Genomic DNA, 19332 nt, shown 5'->3' with positions numbered 1-19332 from the left:
GTCAGAAGTACTCGGCCGGCACGGTGCCGCGCAGCCATGCGAGCTCGTTGTCGCGGATGAAGACCGAGAGCGACTCGTCGGCCGACTGTCCCTGGCCGAGCCACTCGTCGAGCCGGGCGATCAGCGCGGCGGCGGATTCCGCGCTCGGATGCTCGACGACGCGGTCCCACGCCGCCACGAATCCCTCAGGGCTCGGCACCCCTCGCACCAGCGCGTGGATGTACTTGGGACCCGGCATGAGCCTGTGCGCGGCTGCCAGCGCGGCGCGAGCCGCGGCAAGCGTCAGGTGCACCGAGGCGTGCTGCAGGAGGAACGGGTCGCCGTGCTCCTCTGCCTGCCGCAGGAAGTAACCGCCGTGCAGATGCGCCTGGGCGACGTGCGAGCGGATGCGGTTCGCCCACGCAGCGTCGTCGACGATGCTGATCGCGGCGACAAGCTCGTCGATCTCGGCGGTGCGGCTGAAGACCACCCGCGCACCGGCGAACGACGCGCGGGTGGGGTCGTCGCCGCGCGCGACCGCCGTGCGCAGATAGTCGAGGTCGGCGAGCTTGACGTCGATGTACGAACCCGGATAGTCGAGGCCGCGGCGGTCCACCCATGCCCAGCGATCCTCCGCGGCTGCCAGGGCGAAGGCCTCTCGGGTCACGACGAGGTACACGTCGACATCGGAGTCCTCCCGCTCGGATCCGCGAGCGACGGAGCCCACCAGAACCAGGCCGAGCGTGTCGGGATCCTTCTGCACCTGCGCCACGTACGCGGCCAGCGCCCGCTCCTGATGCTCCATGTCCGCTCCTTCGCGTCGAGGCCGCAGACGGCCCGATTCCTGAAACGATACAACTTCGGACTCCGATGTTGCATTCGCATTGCTCCATCCGTATTCTTGAAACGATTCATACCGAACCTGGAGGGCAGTCGACGATGACGACCACCACCACGCGCGTCTGCTTCCGACTGCAGATCCGCCCTGAGCTGCTCGACGAGTACCTCGAGCGCCACTCCCCCGTCTGGCCAGAGATGCTCGCCGAGATCGCGGCCGCCGGACGCCGCAACTACTCGCTGTTCCTCGGCGACGGGGGCATGCTCATCGGCTACTACGAGACCGACGACGACGAGGCCGCACGGGCCTACCTCGCGGCATCGGAGACGGCCGCGCGCTGGGAGTCCGAGATGAGCCGCTTCTTCATCGGCCTCGAGGGGCGGCCCGACCAGGCCGCGACCCCGCTCACCGAAGTCTTCAATCTCGCGGAGCAGCTCTCCGCATCTCACACCACCACAGAAAGCGAGTGACGATGTCCGTCCTCACCCCCGAGATCCAGTCCGCCCTCGCGCAGCAGGCGATCGAGTTGCCCAGCTGGGCCTTCGGCAACTCCGGCACCCGCTTCAAGGTGTTCGGAACGCCGGGAACGCCGCGCGACCCCTTCGAGAAGATCGCGGACGCCGCGCAGGTGCACAAGTACACCGCTCTCGCTCCCTCCGTCGCGCTGCACATCCCGTGGGACCTGGTCGACTCCTTCGACGACCTGCGCACGCACGCAGAGGATCTCGGCGTGACGCTCGGCACGATCAACTCGAACACCTTCCAGGACGACGACTACAAGTTCGGCGCCCTCACGCACGAGGACGCGGCCGTGCGCCGCAAGGCCATCGACCACCACCTCGCGTGCATCGACGTGATGCACGCGACGGGGTCGCGCGACCTGAAGATCTGGCTCGCCGAGGGATCGAACTACCCCGGTCAGGCCGACATGCGCGGACGCCAGGACCGGCTCCAGGAGTCGCTGCAGGAGATCTACGCACGGCTCGGCGACGGGCAGCGGCTGGTGCTCGAGTACAAGTTCTTCGAGCCCGCGTTCTATCACACCGACGTTCCCGACTGGGGCACCTCCTATGCGCAGGTCGCGGCTCTCGGCGACAAGGCGATGGTGTGCCTCGACACCGGTCACCACGCCCCTGGCACCAACATCGAGTTCATCGTGATGCAGCTGCTGCGCCTCGGCAAGCTCGGCTCGTTCGACTTCAATTCGCGCTTCTACGCCGATGACGACCTGATCGTCGGTGCGGCCGACCCGTTCCAGCTGTTCCGAATCCTCTTCGAGGTGATCCGCGGCGGCGGGCTGAACAACCCCGACGTCGCGTTCATGCTCGACCAGTGCCACAACGTGGAGGACAAGGTCCCCGGCCAGATCCGCAGCGTGCTGAACGTGCAGGAGATGACGACGCGTGCGCTGCTCGTCGACCGCGATGCCCTCGCGGCGGCGCAGCGCTCGGGCGACGTGCTCGAGGCGAACCGCATCTTCATGGACGCGTTCTACACCGATGTGCGCCCTGCCCTCGCCGAGTGGCGCGAGAGCCGGGGTCTGCCCGCCGATCCGATGCGCGCGTTCGCCGACTCCGGATATCTCGCCCGGATCGCGGCCGACCGGGTCGGCGGCGTGCAGGCAGGCTGGGGTGCGTGATCGGATAGCACCGACCGCTTCGTCTGGGCGCCGCAGCAGAGCCGCCGCCCGGACGAATCCCCGATCTGCAGAGGACACCATGACCACTACGCCTTTCACCGCAGCCGACGGGCTCGCGCGCGTCTACCCGGCCGACCACTCCGACGGCACAGGGCTCGTGTGGGCGCACGGCGGCGCGTTCGCGTTCGGCGACATCGACATGCCCGAATCCGACTGGGTGGCCCGCGAGCTCGCCGCCCGGGGCACGACGGTGATCTCCGTCGATTACCGGCTCGCGCCTGTGCCCGCGGGCTTCCGCGAAGACATGCCGGCGCGCGACGGCGCACACTACCCGGCGGGCTCCGACGACATGCTCACAGCCTGGCGCTGGGCCAGGTCGCACGCCGATGAGCTCGGCATCCGTCTCGATGGCCTTGCGATCGGCGGAACCAGCGCCGGCGGCAATCTCGCCGCCGGGTGCGTGCTGAGGCTGCGACCCGACGAGCTGCCCGCCCTGGTCGTGCTCGCGTACCCGACACTCCTGGCCATCCAGCCCGAGCCCGGCGGCGATCTGCGAGCCAAGCTCGACGCCGACCCCGAGGCCGACCTCTTCCGGCGCGACTCCGTCCTCTGGATGTACGAGAACTACCTCGGCGGCCCCGTCGACGATGCTCCGATCGCGGCGGTCCCCGGGCTTGCGACGGCATCCGATCTTGCGACGTTCCCGCCGACCCTGATGGTCAACGGCGACGTCGACGAGCTGCGCGTCTCCGGCGAGCACTTCGCGGCCTCTCTGGCCGCCGCGGGTCGCGAGATCGACGTGGCCTTCGAACCCGGCACCCGCCATGGCCACCTCAACCGACCCGAAGAAGAGGCCGCGACACGCACGATCGAGCGCATCGCGGCCCGACTCAAGACTCTCATCCCCTGACTCGAGGAACCATCATGACCAACCCCACCGCCGCCGCCCTCATCGAGCGCTCGAACCGCCTGGGCGCCGACCCGAAGAACACGAACTACGCCGGCGGCAACACCTCGGCCAAGGGCACCGAGACCGATCCGGTCACCGGTCACCCCGTCGAGCTGCTGTGGGTCAAGGGCTCCGGCGGCGACCTGGGCACGCTGAAGGAGCAGGGCCTCGCAGTGCTGCGGCTCGAAAGGATGCGCGCGCTGGTCGACGTCTACCCGGGTCTCGAGCGCGAGGACGAGATGGTCGCGGCCTTCGACTACTGCCTGCACGGCAAGGGGGGAGCTGCTCCGTCGATCGACACCGCGATGCACGGCCTCGTCGACGCCGCGCACGTCGACCACCTGCACCCCGACTCGGGCATCGCGATCGCCACCGCCGCCGACGGCGAAGAGCTCACCGCGAAGATCTTCGGAGACAAGGTCGTCTGGGTGCCGTGGCGCCGTCCCGGCTTCCAGCTGGGCCTCGACATCGCCGCCATCAAAGCGAAGAACCCGCAGGCGATCGGCACGATCCTGGGCGGCCACGGCATCACCGCGTGGGGCGACACGTCGGAGGAGGCCGAGGCCAACTCACTGTGGATCATCGACACCGCGGCCGCATACATCGCCGAGCACGGCAAGGCCCAGCCCTTCGGCGGCGTCCGCGCCGGTTACGAGGCGCTCCCCGAGATCGAGCGCCGTGAGCGCGCAGCCGCCCTCGCCCCCACGATCCGCGGCATCGCCTCGCAGGACAAGCCGCAGGTGGGCCATTTCACCGACGCGGACGTCGTCCTCGACTTCCTCGCCTCGGAGCGCGCGCCCGAGCTCGCGGCCCTCGGCACGAGCTGCCCCGACCACTTCCTGCGCACCAAGGTGAAGCCGCTCATCCTCGACCTGCCGGTCACAGCATCCGTCGACGAGCAGATCGCGCGCCTGCACGAGCTGCACGCCGAGTACCGCGCCGATTACCAGGCGTACTACGACGCGCACGCGACGGCCGAGAGCCCCGCGATCCGCGGCGCCGATCCGCTCATCGTGCTCGTTCCCGGCGTCGGCATGTTCTCCTACGGTGCGAACAAGCAGACCGCCCGCGTGGCCGGCGAGTTCTACGTCAACGCGATCAACGTGATGCGCGGCGCCGAGGCCCTGTCGACGTACTCCCCTATCTCGGATGCCGAGAAGTTCCGCATCGAGTACTGGGCGCTGGAGGAGGCCAAGCTGCAGCGGATGCCGAAGCCGAAGACCCATCAGGGCCGCATCGCCTTCGTCACCGGAGCCGCCAGCGGCATCGGCAAGGCGATCGCCGTGCGTCTCGCCGCCGAGGGCGCCTGCGTCGTGGTGGCCGACCTCGACCTCGAGAAGGCGCAGGCCGCGGCCGCTGAGCTGGGGAACACGGATGTCGCGATCGGCGTGGCTGCGAACGTCGCGGACGCGGATGCCGTGCAGGCCGCACTCGACGAGGCCCTGCTGGCGTTCGGGGGCGTCGACCTCGTCGTCAACAACGCCGGCCTCTCGCTGTCGAAGCCGCTGCTGGAGACCACCGAGAAGGACTGGGACCTGCAGCACGACGTCATGGCGAAGGGCTCGTTCCTCGTGTCGAAGGCCGCCGCGAAGGTGCTGATCGAGCAGAAGCTCGGCGGCGACATCATCTACATCTCGTCGAAGAACTCGGTGTTCGCCGGTCCGAACAACATCGCGTACTCGGCGACCAAGGCCGACCAGGCGCACCAGGTGCGACTGCTCGCGGTCGAGCTCGGCGAGTACGGCGTGCGTGTGAACGGCATCAACCCCGACGGCGTCGTGCGCGGCTCGGGCATCTTCGCCTCGGGCTGGGGCGCGAACCGCGCCGCGACCTACGGCGTGGCCGAAGAGGACCTCGGTCAGTTCTACGCGAACCGCACGATCCTCAAGCGCGAGGTCGTGCCGGAGAACGTCGCGGATGCCGTCTACGTGCTCACCGGCCCCGAGCTGAGCCGTACCACCGGGCTGCACATCCCCGTCGACTCCGGCGTCGCCGCCGCCTTCCTCCGATGAGCACGCGCGCCCGCGGGCGTCGAGTTCACGTGCACTCGGCGAGTGCACGAGATGTCCGTGTCGAGACCCCGTGCACTCGCACGGATGCCGTGCACTCGACGGCCGGAGAGACCCGATGAGCATCCGCGCGGTCGCCGCGGTCGACCTCGGTGCCACGAGCGGACGGGTCATGATCGGCCGGATCGGCGAGGGTCGTCTCGAGCTCGAGCTCGTCTCGCGCTTCCCGAACGGGCCGGTCGAGCGCGAGGACGGCCTGCACTGGGACTTCGGCGCCCTGTACGAGCACGTCGTCGCGGGCCTCGCCGAGGCCGTGCGCCGTGAGCCTGAGATCGAGAGCATCGGCATCGACTCGTGGGCGGTTGACTACGGTCTCCTGCGCGGCGGCGAGCTGCTCGCCGAGCCGTTCCACTACCGCGACGCTCGCAGTGAGCGCGGAGTCGCCGAGGTGCACGCGATCGTGCCCTTCACCGAGCTGTATCAGCGCAATGGCCTGCAGTTCCTGCCGTTCAACACGCTGTATCAGTACCGCGTCGACGGACGGATCGCAGATGCCGACACGACGCTGCTGATCCCGGATCTCATCGCGTTCCTGCTCACCGGCACCCCGGTCGCCGAGCGCACGAACGCCTCGACGACCGGCCTGCTGGAGGTCGCCTCCTCGGAGTGGGACCTCGACCTCGCGGAGCGTCTCGGCATCCCCGCAGGCATCCTCCCGCCTCTCGTCGACCCCGGCACCGTGGTCGGCACCCTGCGTCCTGCCCTGGCCGAGCGCATAGGCAAAGATCTGCCCGTGATCGCGGTCGGGTCGCACGACACCGCCTCGGCAGTCGTCGCGGTTCCTCTCACGAACTCGAACTCGGCGTACATCTCGTGCGGCACCTGGGGGCTCGTCGGCCTCGAGTTGGCACAGCCGCGAGTAACGGATGCCGCGCGCGAGGCGAATTTCACGCACGAGCTCGGCGTCGACGGGCGGTTCCGCTTCCTGCACAACGTCACCGGACTCTGGCTGCTCAGCGAATCCGTGCGCGCCTGGGAGGCCGAGGACGGCGCCTCGATCGACCTGCCCGAGCTGCTCGCGGAGGCATCCGCTGTGCGCGGTGAGATTCCGCTGTTCGACGCGAACGACCCTTCGCTCAGCGCCCCCGGCGACATGCCGGCCCGCATCGCGGCGCTGCTCGGCGAGGATGCACCCGCGTCGCGCGCCGCGTTCGCCCGCAGCATCGTCGAGTCGATCGCGGCGGCCTTCGCGGATGCTGTCCAGGCGGCGTCCGCCCTGTCCGGTCGCGAGATCGACAGCGTCCACCTGGTCGGCGGCGGATCGCTGAACCGTCTGCTCTGCCAGGCCACGGCCGACCGCACCGGTCTGCCCGTGCTCGCCGGTCCCGTCGAGGCCACAGCCCTCGGCAACGTGCTCGTGCAGGCGCGAGCCCTGGGCGCCGCGCCCGCGACCCTCGAGGAGCTGCGGGCGCTCGTCGCCGCGACCCACGAGCCGGTACGCTACGAGCCCCGCGGCTGATCCGGGCAGCCGCCCGTGATCACGCTGCTCATTCCCGCTCGCGCTGCCGAGGCTTCAGCAGCGCGAGCGAGGAAGAGCCGCGCGAGGCCTGGAAGAGCAGCGCGAACCGCACCGGATGCCCGGGATCTGCGCCCCGGACTCCGAGGTGCGCCCAACTGCCGCGCCTCGCCGAAAAGGCGACCGTGACGCGCACCCTGGCCTGCGACCCGCGGCCCGCTACTCCACGGAGAAGACGACGGACGCGGGCGCGAATCCCTCGGCCGTGACCGTCACCGTGACGCCGGTCGCTCCCGCATCCGGGCGCACGATCGCGAGCGCGCGACCGTCGTAGGTCGTCACGGAAGGTCCGGCGAACGATTCCTCGGTGCGGGCACGCGCGGATCCGAGGCCGGCGATCGAGCCGCCGGTCACGGTCACCGCCACGAGCCGATCCGCATCGCACAGCAGGATGCCGTCGGCGTCCGCGATCTCGATCTCCACGCAGCCGAGGCCGTCCGCCGCGATCGACGGCGACTCGGCACGCGCCGACAGCGCGGGCGCGCCCGCGGTGCGCAGCGACGTCCTGGCCACCTCGGCCCCGCCCGCGAAGGCGACGGCGGTGAGCTCGCCCCGACGGTACTCGATCTCGAATCGCGCGATCAGCGGCCGCGGAACGCCGACCGCGACCCGGTCGAGCACGACGCCGTCGAGCATCAGCTCGACCTCTTCGGCATCCGCGTACACGTCGACGGTGACCGGCGAACCGTCGGTCACGCCCCACGACCAGCTTGACACGACGTCGTCCCACGACCACGGCGTCTTCGCGACAGGGCGTCTGTGATGCTGCGGGCGATGAACCGCGATGAACGGCTCGGTGCGCAGCCCGTAGGCGATCTCGCGGTAGTGCGAGGCGGGCAGACGGTGCCCTGTGATGTCGATGTCGCCGCAGTCGGCGAGCAGATACGGGAAGGGCCCGGCGGTCCCGGTCGGCTCGTAGCCCTCGGCATCCGTGTAGTCGACGCGCCCGATGCCCGCCTCGCCGATGTAGTCCCAGCCGGTCCAGGTGAAGTCGCCGATGACGTGCGGCAGCCTCCGCACGTCGGCCCACAACGAGGCGATGCGGTCCGGGAACGTCTCCGAGCCGACGATCACGCGATTCGGGAACAGCTCGGCGTCGAGGTCGTAGCGGGAATCGGCGTAGTTGAAGCCGACCACGTCGAGCACGGCCGCCGACTCCTCGGTCGAATCCGTGATGAGCTGCGAGGCGTTCATCAGCGCCATCTGCTCGCCCATGTCGGCCATCATCGTGTTCGGGTCGGCCGCCTGCGCCTCGGCCATCGCCTCGGCCATGCGGTCGAGATTCGCGATGATGCCGTTGATGCCGTTCGTCACGAACCGGGTCGGGTCGAGACGGCGGAACTCCTCGGCGAGGCGACGGCTCCACGTGGCGCCGTGCGGGGTGGCCAGCTCGAGGATCTCGTTGCCGATCGAGTAGAGCACGACGCTCGGATGGTTGCGGTCCTTCGCGACGAGTGCGGCGACGTCTCGGGGCCAGCGCTCATCGAAGCCGATCGAGCTGTCGAACACGGTCTTCGACCGGGTCCACACGTCGGTCAGCTCGTCCATCACGAGTATGCCGTGCGCGTCGCACGCGTCCAGCAGCGCGCGGCTCGCAGGGTTGTGCGCGCTGCGGATCGCGTTGAACCCGGCGGCCTTGAGCAGGCGGACGCGGCGGTCCTCGGCGTCTGCGGTCGACACCGCTCCCAGCGGGCCGTTGTCGTGGTGGATGCATGCACCACGCAGATCGACCGTCTCGCCGTTGATGCGCAGCCCGTGCACGGTGTCGAGCTGGAGTCGGCGGATGCCGAACATCGTGGTCTCGACGTCGGTCGTCGTGCCGTCGGCATCCGTCAGCACCGCCCGAACGCGATAGCGGTGCGGGTCGTCCGGACCCCACAGTCGAGGCGAGAGGACGGGCAGCCGCGCGCGAGCCGTCGCACTCTCGCCCGGGAGAACCGTGACGGGAGAATCGCCGGATGCTGCGACCGCGTCGTCCTCGTCGAGAATCGTCCAGGTGAGGCGGCGCACAGCCGTATGCCTGCTTCTGTTGTCGATCGTCGTCGCGATCTCGACGATCGCGCGCTCGACGTCGATGTCGTTCGCCACGACGATCGTTCCCCGGTCGGCAAGGTGCACCGGGTCGTCGACGAGCAGGTGCACCGGCCGGTAGATGCCGCCACCGGTGTACCACCGGCTGTCCCTGTGCACGCGGGCCTCGACGGTGATCGTGTTGGTCTCTCCGAAGCGCAGGAACGGGTCGGCGTCGATCACGAAGGCCGCATAGCCGTTCGCCTCATGGCCGGCGAAGTCGCCGTTGATGTAGACCGTGGCGTCGCGGTAGACGCCCTCGAACTCGATGCGCACGGTCTTGTCACGCCAGTCCGCCGGCACCTCGAAACTCTTCTCATAGACGAAGACACCGCCGGGGATGTATCCGCTGTGCACTCCCTGACCGCCGTCGATCGAGCGCGGCAGATCTCGCAGCGCGTCGTGCGGGATGTGCACCGCGACCGCAGTGTCGGCGGCGTTCTTCGCCTCGAAGGCGCCGAGCTTGGGTCCCACGGTCCAGCCGTCGGCGAAGGGCAGGCGGGTCATTCGGCGTCCTCGGTCTCATCAGCGGCGGGGGCGACAGGATCGGTGTCAGCGGAACCGGTGGGTTCCCCGGCATCCGGTTCCGAGGTCTCCGTGGGCGGATCCACCCGATCCTCCGCGTCCCAGTCGATGTCGACGAACGAGGAGATCAGCGCCCGTACCTCTTCGGCCATGTCGACCACGGTTCGATCGAGCAGCCATTGCACCTGCAGTCCGTCCATGATGGCGATGAGCGCGACCGCAGCGCGATACGGGGTGACTCCCGGCCTCATCAACCCCTGGGACTCGAGGTTCGCGAAGCCCGCCTCGACATTGGTGCGGGTGTAGATGTAGCGCCGGACGAAATAGGCGTGCGCGGGGTGATCGACCGAGGTGGCCTCGGCGGAGAGCGTGCAGAAGAGCTCGACGACGCCCGGCACGGATGCGTTGTAGGCGGCGAGCCGTACCAGTCCGCGCATCATGGCGGCGCCGTTGTCCGGATCGAACGGCACCATGGCGCGCGAGCGGTCGTCACGACGGTCGAGCACGGCCTCGAGGAGCGCGACCTTGTTCGGGAAGTGGTGGAGCAGGCCGGCCTCGCTGATGCCGACTCGCTGGGCGACCTCGCGCAGCGAGCCCGCCCGGTAGCCGCCCTCGGCGAACACCTCGAGGGCGGCGTCGAGGATCGCTTCGCGCCTCTTGCGCGTCTTGGCGTACTCGCCGCGCGCTCGTCGCGGCGCCGTGTTGGTGCTCGTGCTGGCGTTCGTCATCGCTGTCACCGTATCCCAGTTCTCCGCGTCGTCGCGGGTCTTCTCTGGCCCCCTCATGACCGTTCTATAACGAATTCCGAGTAAGCGCTAGGTTTTTCTTCCAAAAACCTAGCGGCCGCTCGTTTTTGCTGCTAGCTTCGCTCGACAGAGGCGATCCGCAGGGGTATCGCCCACCCGATGAAGGGACCAAAGATGTTCCGCTGGAAGGCCACAGCAGCCACCCTCGCCATCGCCGCTCTCGCTCTCACCGGTTGCGCAGGCGCAACGGAAGACGGCGGCAATGGTGCAGGAAGTGGCGGCACACTCACTCTCGGTGCGATCACGCCGCCCACCACCTTCGACCCCGCGGGCTCTGAATGGGGCAACCGCGCGCCTTACTACCAGGCCGTGTTCGACACGCTGCTCCTCGCCACCCCCGAGGGCACGATCGAGCCGTGGCTCGCCACCGACTGGTCGTACAACGACGACAACACGGTGCTCACCCTCACGCTCCGCGACGACGTCACGTTCTCCGACGACTCGAAGCTCACGGCCCAGGTCGTCGTCGACAACCTGACGCGCTTCAAGTCGGGCACCTCTCCGGACGCGAACTACTTCGCAGACGTCGCGAGCTTCGAGGCACCCGACGACACGACCGTCGTCATCACGCTGAACGCCCCGAATCCGGCCCTGCTGAACTACCTCACCCGCGACCCTGGCCTCGTCGCCAGCGGAGAGTCGCTCGACAACGACGACCTCGCCACGAACCCGATCGGCTCGGGTCCCTACATGCTCGACACGGCGGCGACCGTCACCGGCACGAGCTACACGTACACGAAGAACCCGGACTACTGGAACCCGGACGCCCAGCACTACGACAAGCTCGTGATCAACGTGCTCGCCGATGCCACGGCATCCCTCAACGCGATCAAGGCGGGCGAGGCCAACGGCGTCAAGCTCGCCAGCAACGACAACCTCGCCGAGGTCGAGGGCGCCGGCTGGACCGTGAACGCCAACGAGCTCGACTTCCAGGGTCTGCTGCTGCTCGACCGCGCAGGCACCATGAACCCGGCACTCGCCGACGTGCGCGTCCGCCAGGCACTCAACTACGCGTTCGACCGCGACGGACTGCTGCAGGCGCTGCAGGCGGGCAACGGCACCGTGACCACCCAGGTGTTCCCGAAGTCGTCCGCCGCGTACGACCCCGAGCTCGACGACTACTACACCTACGACCCGAAGAAGGCGAAGGAGCTCCTGGCCGAGGCCGGCTACGCCGACGGGCTCACGCTGTCGATGCCGTCGTCCACCCTGCTGGGTGCCAGCACCTACACGCTGATCGAGCAGCAGCTGAACGATGTGGGCATCAAGGTCGAGTACACCGACCCCGGCAACAACTTCATCGCCGACCTCCTGGCGCCGAAGTACCCCGCCTCGTTCATGGCCCTCGAGCAGAACCCCGACTGGCAGCTGATCCAGTTCATGATCGCCCCGACCGCGATCTTCAACCCGTTCGGCTACGACGACCCGAAGGTCGACGAGTACATCTCGCAGATCCAGTTCGGCGACGAGAAGACGCAGGAGTCCGTGGCCAAGGAGCTCAACAAGTACATCGTCGAGCAGGCGTGGTTCGCTCCCTTCTACCGCGTGCAGGGCAGCTTCGCCACCGACGCGAACACCACGGTCGAGATGCTCCCGACCAACGCCTACCCCGCGATCTACGACTTCACGCCGAAGTCCTGACCCGGTCCTTCCGGCCCGCCCGCATCGCGGGCGGGCCGGATCCCGAAACCCTCTGAGACACAGGAGCGCAGCATGCTCATGTTCATCGTGCGCCGGGTACTCTCCGGCGTCGTCCTGCTCGCCGTCATCTCAATCGTGACGTTCGGGCTCCTCTTCCTCGACAGCGCGAACATCGCGCGCCGCATCCTCGGCCAGAACGCCACCGAGGAGCTCGTCGCCCAGAAGTCCGCCGAGCTCGGACTCGACCGCCCCCTCGCCGTGCAGTACTGGGACTGGCTCACCTCAGCCCTCACCGGCGACCTCGGTCGCTCGTGGTTCAACGGCCAGCTGGTCTCGGTGAGCCTGTCCGGCCGCCTCAGCGTCAGCCTCTCCCTCGTGATCGGCGCCACCCTCATCTCCGCCGTCCTGGCCATCGTGCTCGGCGTCCTCGCCGCCCGCCGCGGCGGCTGGGTCGATGCGCTCGTGCAGTTCATCTCGGTGATCGGCTTCGCTGTCCCCGGATTCCTGATCGCGCTCTACCTCGTGCTGATCTTCGCGATCAACCTGCACTGGTTCAAGGCCACCGGATACATCCCGATCACCGATTCGTTCGGCGGCTGGCTCACGTCGGTCACTCTGCCGATCATCGCGCTGTCGATCGGGGCGATCGCCTCGGTCGCCCAGCAGGTGCGCGGCTCTGTGGTCGATGCGATGTCCCGCGACTACGTGCGCACGCTCCGCGCCCGCGGCCTGTCGTCCGGCAGCGTCGTCTACAAGCACGTGCTGCGCAACGCCGGCGGTCCTGCGCTGGCCGTGCTCGCGGTGCAGTTCATCGGGCTCCTCGGCGGCGCCGTCATCGTCGAGCAGGTGTTCGCCCTGCCCGGCATGGGCCAGCTCACGGTCACCGCGACCACCCAGGGTGACATCCCCGTGGTGATGGGCGTCGTGATCGCGTTCGCCCTGATCGTGCTCATCGTGAACCTCGTCATCGACCTCGCGCAGGCCGCTCTCAACCCGAAGGTGCGACTCTCATGACCGCCATCGAAGTACCTCCCGCCGTGCCGACTCCGACGGCGAAGACCTCGCTCATGCGCCGCCTCGTGCGCCGTCCGGTCTCGCTCGCCTCGCTGATCTTCCTGCTGCTGGTCGTCGTGGTCGCTGTGATCGGACGCTGGATCGCTCCGTTCGACCCCAACGTCGCCTCACTCAAGCTGGTGCTCGCCGCACCCAGCGCCGCGCACCCGCTCGGCGCCGACAGCGCGGGCCGCGACGTGCTCTCCCGGCTGCTCGCCGCCACCCAGATCACCCTGGCCGCCGCCGTCGTGGCAGTGGTCACCGCACTCGTGATCGGCGTGATCTCGGGTCTCATCGCCGGCTACTACCGCGGATGGTTCGACTCCGTCGCATCCTGGGTCACCTCGCTCGTGATGGCCCTGCCCGGCATGGTCGTCCTGCTCGCCGCCCGCACCGTGCTCGGCCCGAGCGTCTGGCTCGCGATGCTCATCTTCGGCATCCTCCTCGCGCCCGCCTACTACCGCCTCGTCTACGCGGCGGTCACGGGAGTGCGCGGCGAGCTGTACGTCGACGCCGCGCGCGTCTCGGGCCTCTCCGACCTGCGCATCATCGGCCGCCACATCCTCTCGGTGGTCCGCGCGCCGATCATCATCCAGTCGGCGATCATCACCGGCATCGCGATCGCGATCCAGTCCGGGCTCGAGTTCCTCGGCCTCGGCGACATGAGCGTCCCGACCTGGGGCGGCATGCTGAACGACGGCTTCGCGAACATCTACAAGCAGCCTCTGCTCATGGTGTGGCCGTCGCTCGCGATCGCCCTCACCGCGATCGCTCTCACGCTGCTCGCCAACGGCATGCGCGACGTGCTCGAGCGGACGACCGTGGTGCGCAGGCGGCGTCGGCGCGCCGTGACCACGGCGACCGGCTCGATCGCGGCGGTCACCACATCGCTCAGCCTCTCCGGCGGAGACCTCGACGCCCTCGAGGACTCGACCGAGCTGCCGGTGGTCGGCGACACGATCGTGCACCCCGATGGCGAGCGCACGAACGCACTCGAAGCGGCCCCCATCCTCACGATCTCCGACCTGCGGGTCGGGTACCAGCAGACGCAGGGCGAGGACATCGAGGTCGTCCACGGCGTCTCGCTGCAGATCCGCAAGGGCGAGGTGCACGGCCTGATCGGAGAGTCCGGGTCGGGCAAGACCCAGACCGCCTTCGCGGTTCTCGGGCTGCTTCCCCGCGGCGGGCGCGTCACCGCAGGCTCGATCGACTTCGAGGGCACGCAGCTGGCGGATGCTTCGGAACGCGCCTATGCCGGCATCCGCGGCAAGCGCATCGGCTACATCCCGCAGGAGCCGATGAGCAACCTCGATCCCTCGTTCACGATCGGATACCAGCTGGTCGAACCGCTGCGTGCGCACCTGGGCCTGTCGAAGAAGGAGGCGACCGAGAAGGCCCTCGCCCTGCTCGACCGCGTCGGCATCCCGAATCCGAAGCGCACGTTCGACGCCTATCCCTTCGAGGTGTCGGGCGGCATGGCTCAGCGTGTGCTGATCGCCGGAGCTGTGTCGACCGACCCCGATCTCATCATCGCCGACGAGCCCACCACCGCGCTCGACGTGACGGTGCAGGCCGAGGTCCTCGACCTGCTGCGCGACCTGCAGCGCGAGCGCCAGATGGCCATGCTGCTGGTCACGCACAACTTCGGCGTCGTCGCCGATCTCTGCGATCGTGTGACCGTGATGCAGCAGGGCCTGTTCATCGAGCAGGGGCCGGTCCGAACGATCCTGCGCAGCCCCTCGCACCCCTACACCCAGTCGCTTCTCGACGCGATCCTCGACGAGGGCCCGGCTCGCGGCCCGCTCATCACCGCAGGCACCGCAGAAAGCACCGCAGGAACCGCCGAAGGAGGCCGGTCATGACCAACCTGCTCGAGGTCGCAGACCTCCATGTCACCTACCCCGGCAAGGGATTCCGGGCTCAGCCGTTCCACGCGCTCAAGGGAGTCTCGCTCGACATCCGTCCCGGCGAGACCGTGGGCCTCGTCGGCGAGTCCGGCTCGGGCAAGACGACGCTCGGCCGAGCAGTGCTGGGGCTCGCGCCCGTGACGGGCGGCTCCGTGAAGTACGCCGGCCGCGAGATCGGGCACCTGAATCGCCGGGAGCGCCGCGGTCTCGCGAGCGAGATCCAGGTCGTCTTCCAGGACCCGTACTCGTCGCTGAACCCGTCGATGACGATCGCGCAGATCCTCGCCGAGCCGCTCACCGCGCGCGGCGTCGCCGCCAAGGAGGCGAACGCGCGGGTCGCCGACCTGCTCGACAGGGTGGGCCTGCCGGCGGATGCTGCCCGCCGGCTGCCCCGGGAGTTCTCGGGCGGGCAGCGCCAGCGCGTGGCGATCGCCCGCGCGCTGGCGCTGGATCCCAAGCTCATCGTGTGCGACGAGCCTGTGTCGGCGCTCGACCTGTCGACGCAGGCGCGCGTTCTCGACCTCTTCATCGAGATCCAGGAGCGCACAGGGGTCGCCTACCTCTTCATCTCTCACGACCTCGCGGTCGTGCGCCACATCAGCCACCGTGTGGCCGTGATGTACCGCGGCGAGCTCGTGGAGACGGGCGACGGCGACCAGGTCACCGCACGCCCGCAGCATCCGTACACGCAGCGGCTGTTCCTCGCAGCCCCTGTACCCGACCCCGACGCGCAGCAGAAGCGCCGCGCCGACCGCCGTGCGCTCATCGACGCACAGAAGGCCTCAGAAGGAGCCGCCGCATGACCGCCTCGACCGATCACCTCCGCCCGCTGCTCGAGAAGCTCAGCCTCGAGCAGAAGGCGGCGCTCGTGCAGGGTGCCGACTTCTGGACCACCGTGCCGCTGCCCGAGATCGGATTGCGCGCGCTCACTCTGTCGGACGGCCCCGCGGGTGTCCGCGGACCGCGGTGGGACGAGCGCGAGCCCTCGCTCAACCTGCCCTCCGGCTCCGCGCTGGCAGCGTCGTGGGACGTCGATCTCGCCTACCGCTACGGCGCGGCTGCAGCATCCGAAGCCCGCCGCAAAGGCGTCGACGTCGTGCTCGGCCCGACCATCAATCTGCACCGCTCCCCCCTGGGCGGGCGCCATTTCGAATGCCTGAGCGAGGACCCCGAGCTCACGGCCGAGCTGGGCGCCGCCTACGTACGCGGCATGCAGGAGAACGGCGTGGCCGCCACTCCGAAGCACTACGTCGCGAACGACTCCGAGACCGACCGGTTCACGGTCGACGTCGAGGTCGACGAGCGCACGCTGCGCGAGGTCTATCTCGCTCCGTTCGAGCGCGCTGTCGAGGCCGGCGCGTGGTCGGTCATGAGCGCGTACAACTCCGTCGACGGGGTGACCATGACCGAGAACGACCTGCTCGAGAACCCGCTGAACAGCGAGTGGGGCTTCGACGGCGTGGTCGTCAGCGACTGGACAGCCGTCCGATCCCTCGATGCCGTCGCCGCCGCGCAGGATCTCGCCATGCCGGGGCCTGCCCCTGCGTGGGCCGATCTCGTCGACGCCGTCCACGACGGTCGCGTGGACGAGGCCGACATCGACCGCAAGGTCCTGCGCATCCTGCTTCTCGCCGAGCGCGTGGGCGCCCTGGAGGGCGCGGATGCCGTCGCGCCGGCCCCGCTCGACGGTCCCGCGTTCGCGAAGGAGGCAGCCGTCGAGGGCACGGTGCTGCTGCAGAACAGCGGTGTGCTGCCGCTCGACCTGGCCGGGCTCACGAAGGTCGCCATCATCGGACACAACGCGAAGGACGCCCGCACGCAGGGCGGCGGATCTGCGACGGTTCTTCCCGAGAAGGTCGTCTCGCCGCTCGACGCGATCCGCGCAGCCCTCCCTGCAGCCGAAGTGAGCTACGAGATCGGCGCCGTCGTGCAGGAGGGTGTGGCCGAGATCCCGCTCGCGTCGATCGAGAACCCCGTCACCGGCGGACCGGGCGTGCGGGTGTCGTTCCACGGAGCCGACGGCACCGAGCTGTTCGCCGAGGATCGGCGCGCCACGGCGCTGGTGTGGTTCGGTGGCGATGCGCCGATCGGCGCGAGCCGCACGATCGTGCTGGAGACCAGGTACACGCCGGCCGAGAGCGGCGAGATCCAGCTCGGCTTCGCGGGCGCCAACCCCGGTCGCATCTTCGTCGACGGCGAGCTCGTGCTCGACGACGTCCCCGTGATCGAGGGAACCGACCTCGGCGCCGCGTTCCTGAATCCGCCTTCGATCACGTCCGCCGTCACGGTCGAGGCCGGGCGGGCCGTCGACCTTCGAGCCGAGTTCACACGCGAGTCGCGGGGCGCGCTCGACGGAGCCCTCAGCGTCACTCTCGGCATCGCCCCCGAGCGCACCGATCCTGACGAGCTGATCGCCCGTGCGGCCGCTGCAGCGAGCGCGGCCGAGGTCGCCGTGGTCGTCGTCGGCACGAACTCCAAGGTGGAGTCGGAGGGTTACGACCGCGTCGACCTCGACCTTCCCGGCCGCCAGGACGACCTGGTCCGCGCCGTGGCCGCCACAGGCACCCCGACCGTCGTGGTCGTGAACGCCGGGTCGCCGGTCGTCCTCCCCTGGGCGGGCGAGGTCGCCGCGATCGTGCAGGGCTACTTCGGCGGACAGGAGTTCGGACACGCGATCGCCGAGGTGCTCACCGGCGCCGCGGAGCCCGGCGGACGCCTTCCCACCACCTGGCCCGCGGCGCTGGCCGACGTCCCCGTGGCCGACGTCACCCCCGTGGACGGCCGCCTCGTCTACGCCGAGGGACTGCACATCGGTTACCGCGCCTGGCTCAAGGACGACGTCCAGCCCGCGTTCCCGTTCGGACATGGACTCGGCTACACGACGTGGTCGTGGGGCACCGCGCAGCGCCACGACGACACGGTCGAGGTGACGCTGGCGAACACCGGCGAGCGTGAAGGAAAGCAGGTCGTGCAGGTGTACGCCGAGCGGGCCGACTCGACGGTCGATCGCCCTGCTCGCTGGCTCGTCGGATTCGCGGTCGTGCACGCAGAGCCCGGACGCACCGTCACCGCCGTCGTGCCGGTCCCGGCGCGACGCCTGGCGCACTGGGCGGGTGAATGGGTCGTCGAGCCGGGCGCCTACACCCTGCGCGTGGGCTCCTCTGTCGCCGATCTGCCGCTGAGCGTCGAGTGGGTGCAGGCATGACTCTCTCCACACTGACCGGGGTTCTGCAGGGACGCGCCGACGATCGGCTCGCCGAGGTGGTCGCACGTCTCGAAGGCTTCCTCGCCTCCGATCCCGACCTGTCGTTCCAGGTGGCCGCGTTCCACGACGGCGCACCCGTGCTCGACGCCTGGGGCGGCCCGCACCTCGGTGAGCACTCCGTCACGGTGCCGTACTCCGTCACGAAGAACACGATCGGGCTGTCGGTCGGCCTCCTCGTCGAGCGCGGGGATCTCGACCTCGACGAGCGGGTCTCGCACTACTGGCCCGAGTTCGCCGCGAAGGGCAAGGGCGCGGTCACCGTGCGCCAGCTGCTCTCGCACCAGGCGGGTCTTCCGCAGGCGACCCCGCCGCTGAGCTGGGAGGAGCTGCTCGACCATCACGCCGCGGCCGAGCGACTCGCCGCGAGCTGGCCGTTCTGGCATCCGGGCAGTGCATTCGGCTACCACGCGATCACGATCGGCAACCTCGGCGACGAGCTCGTGTACCGGGTGACCGGCCGCACGCTGCACGAGTTCTACGAGCAGGAGATCCGCGCTCCGCACGACGTCGACTTCTTCCTCGGCTTGCCCGCCTCCGAAGAGGGGCGACTGGTCGATCTGCTGCCGATGATCCGTCCCGTCTCCGACACGACCGAGCCCGCGTTCTCGGCGCTCGGCCCTGTGGTGTTCGCCTCGATGGCCGGCGACGTCGACCTGGCCCTGTCGCCGCGCAGCTGGCGGTACGGCCACCCGGCAGGATCGGGCACAGGCACCGCCCGTGGACTGGCCCGGCTCTTCGCCGCGGCCGTGACCGGCATCGACGCGAACCCCGCGTTCCTCTCCGCCGACACGGTGTCGCAGATCGGGCAGCAGCAGATCCGCGGTTACGACGAGGTTCTGCACCAGCACGACCGCGCGCACGCGATCGTGTTCCAGAAGCCCTCCCAGCAGCTCGCCTTCGGCGGCCCGCGTGCCTTCGGCCACGACGGCGCGATGGGCGCCCTCGCCTGCGTCGACCCCGACACCGGGCTGTCGTTCGCGTGGACGATCGTGCGCGGTCCGTGGCCGGGCGGCGCCGATCCGCGCGCCGTCGCGCTCGCGCGAGACCTCGGCCGCATCCTCTCCTGATCGATCGA

General features: G+C 69.4%; 14 protein-coding genes. 11 read left to right on the top strand and 3 right to left on the bottom strand.

Going from position 1 to position 19332, the window contains the following annotated elements:
• Position 1 precedes the first annotated feature (1 nt).
• Positions 2–784 (bottom strand): nucleotidyltransferase domain-containing protein, encoded by a 783-nt coding sequence (locus tag RS84_RS09890; protein ID WP_045257632.1) that lies wholly within the window; start codon positions 782–784, stop codon positions 2–4.
• A 134-nt stretch (positions 785–918) separates the two neighbouring features.
• Here RS84_RS09890 and RS84_RS09885 point away from each other — a divergent pair, with 134 nt between their 5' ends.
• From RS84_RS09885 to RS84_RS09865, 5 genes are all read left to right on the top strand, one after another.
• A complete protein-coding gene (locus tag RS84_RS09885) occupies positions 919–1287 on the top strand; it encodes an L-rhamnose mutarotase (protein ID WP_045257631.1) in 369 nt (122 codons plus the stop codon).
• A gap of 2 nt (positions 1288–1289) precedes the next feature.
• Complete coding sequence (gene rhaI / locus RS84_RS09880; RefSeq protein WP_045257630.1) at positions 1290–2456, top strand: L-rhamnose isomerase; 1167 nt, start codon at positions 1290–1292, stop codon at positions 2454–2456.
• A gap of 79 nt (positions 2457–2535) precedes the next feature.
• Entirely contained in the window at positions 2536–3366 is an 831-nt protein-coding gene (locus RS84_RS09875) for an alpha/beta hydrolase fold domain-containing protein (protein WP_045257629.1), read from the top strand.
• Between the two features lie 14 nt (positions 3367–3380).
• Positions 3381–5417, top strand: coding sequence for a bifunctional rhamnulose-1-phosphate aldolase/short-chain dehydrogenase (locus RS84_RS09870; RefSeq protein WP_045257628.1), 2037 nt, complete (start codon positions 3381–3383; stop codon positions 5415–5417).
• Positions 5418–5532: 115 nt separating this feature from the next.
• Entirely contained in the window at positions 5533–6933 is a 1401-nt protein-coding gene (locus RS84_RS09865; protein ID WP_045257627.1) for a rhamnulokinase, read from the top strand.
• Between the two features lie 216 nt (positions 6934–7149).
• On the opposite strand, the gene RS84_RS09860 is transcribed toward RS84_RS09865, so the two are convergent.
• Together RS84_RS09860 and RS84_RS09855 are read right to left on the bottom strand one after the other, a co-directional pair.
• On the bottom strand, positions 7150–9567 hold the full coding sequence (locus RS84_RS09860; RefSeq protein ID WP_045257626.1) for a glycoside hydrolase family 2 TIM barrel-domain containing protein: 2418 nt from the start codon (positions 9565–9567) through the stop codon (positions 7150–7152).
• Positions 9564–10370: a TetR/AcrR family transcriptional regulator gene (locus RS84_RS09855; protein ID WP_235281452.1), complete on the bottom strand. Its 807-nt coding sequence runs from the start codon at positions 10368–10370 to the stop codon at positions 9564–9566. Before RS84_RS09855 ends, RS84_RS09860 begins: the two co-directional genes overlap by 4 nt.
• Before the next feature lie 135 nt (positions 10371–10505).
• Between RS84_RS09855 and RS84_RS09850 the strand changes: the two genes are divergently transcribed.
• The 6 genes from RS84_RS09850 (at position 10506) to RS84_RS09825 (ending at position 19324) form a co-directional block, all read left to right on the top strand.
• Complete coding sequence (locus RS84_RS09850; protein WP_052676314.1) at positions 10506–12032, top strand: ABC transporter substrate-binding protein; 1527 nt, start codon at positions 10506–10508, stop codon at positions 12030–12032.
• A 72-nt stretch (positions 12033–12104) separates the two neighbouring features.
• Entirely contained in the window at positions 12105–13046 is a 942-nt protein-coding gene (locus tag RS84_RS09845; protein ID WP_045257624.1) for an ABC transporter permease, read from the top strand.
• Positions 13043–14947: a dipeptide/oligopeptide/nickel ABC transporter permease/ATP-binding protein gene (locus tag RS84_RS09840; protein WP_045257623.1), complete on the top strand. Its 1905-nt coding sequence runs from the start codon at positions 13043–13045 to the stop codon at positions 14945–14947. Before RS84_RS09845 ends, RS84_RS09840 begins: the two co-directional genes overlap by 4 nt.
• Positions 14944–15795 carry an ATP-binding cassette domain-containing protein gene (locus RS84_RS09835; protein ID WP_045257622.1) on the top strand — a complete coding sequence of 284 codons (852 nt, stop codon included), beginning with the start codon at positions 14944–14946 and terminating at the stop codon, positions 15793–15795. The genes RS84_RS09840 and RS84_RS09835 overlap by 4 nt, the downstream gene beginning before the upstream one ends.
• Positions 15792–18197, top strand: coding sequence for a beta-glucosidase (locus RS84_RS09830; protein ID WP_045257621.1), 2406 nt, complete (start codon positions 15792–15794; stop codon positions 18195–18197). The genes RS84_RS09835 and RS84_RS09830 overlap by 4 nt, the downstream gene beginning before the upstream one ends.
• Positions 18194–19324, top strand: a complete 1131-nt coding sequence (locus RS84_RS09825; protein WP_052676313.1) for a serine hydrolase domain-containing protein — start codon at positions 18194–18196, stop codon at positions 19322–19324. Before RS84_RS09830 ends, RS84_RS09825 begins: the two co-directional genes overlap by 4 nt.
• The last annotated feature ends 8 nt before the right edge of the window (positions 19325–19332 follow it).

The organism is Microbacterium hydrocarbonoxydans (assembly GCF_000956475.1).
GTDB lineage: Bacteria > Actinomycetota > Actinomycetes > Actinomycetales > Microbacteriaceae > Microbacterium > Microbacterium hydrocarbonoxydans_A.
Note: the sequence above shows the minus strand (reverse complement) of the source record. Positions and strands in the feature narration are given on the sequence as shown.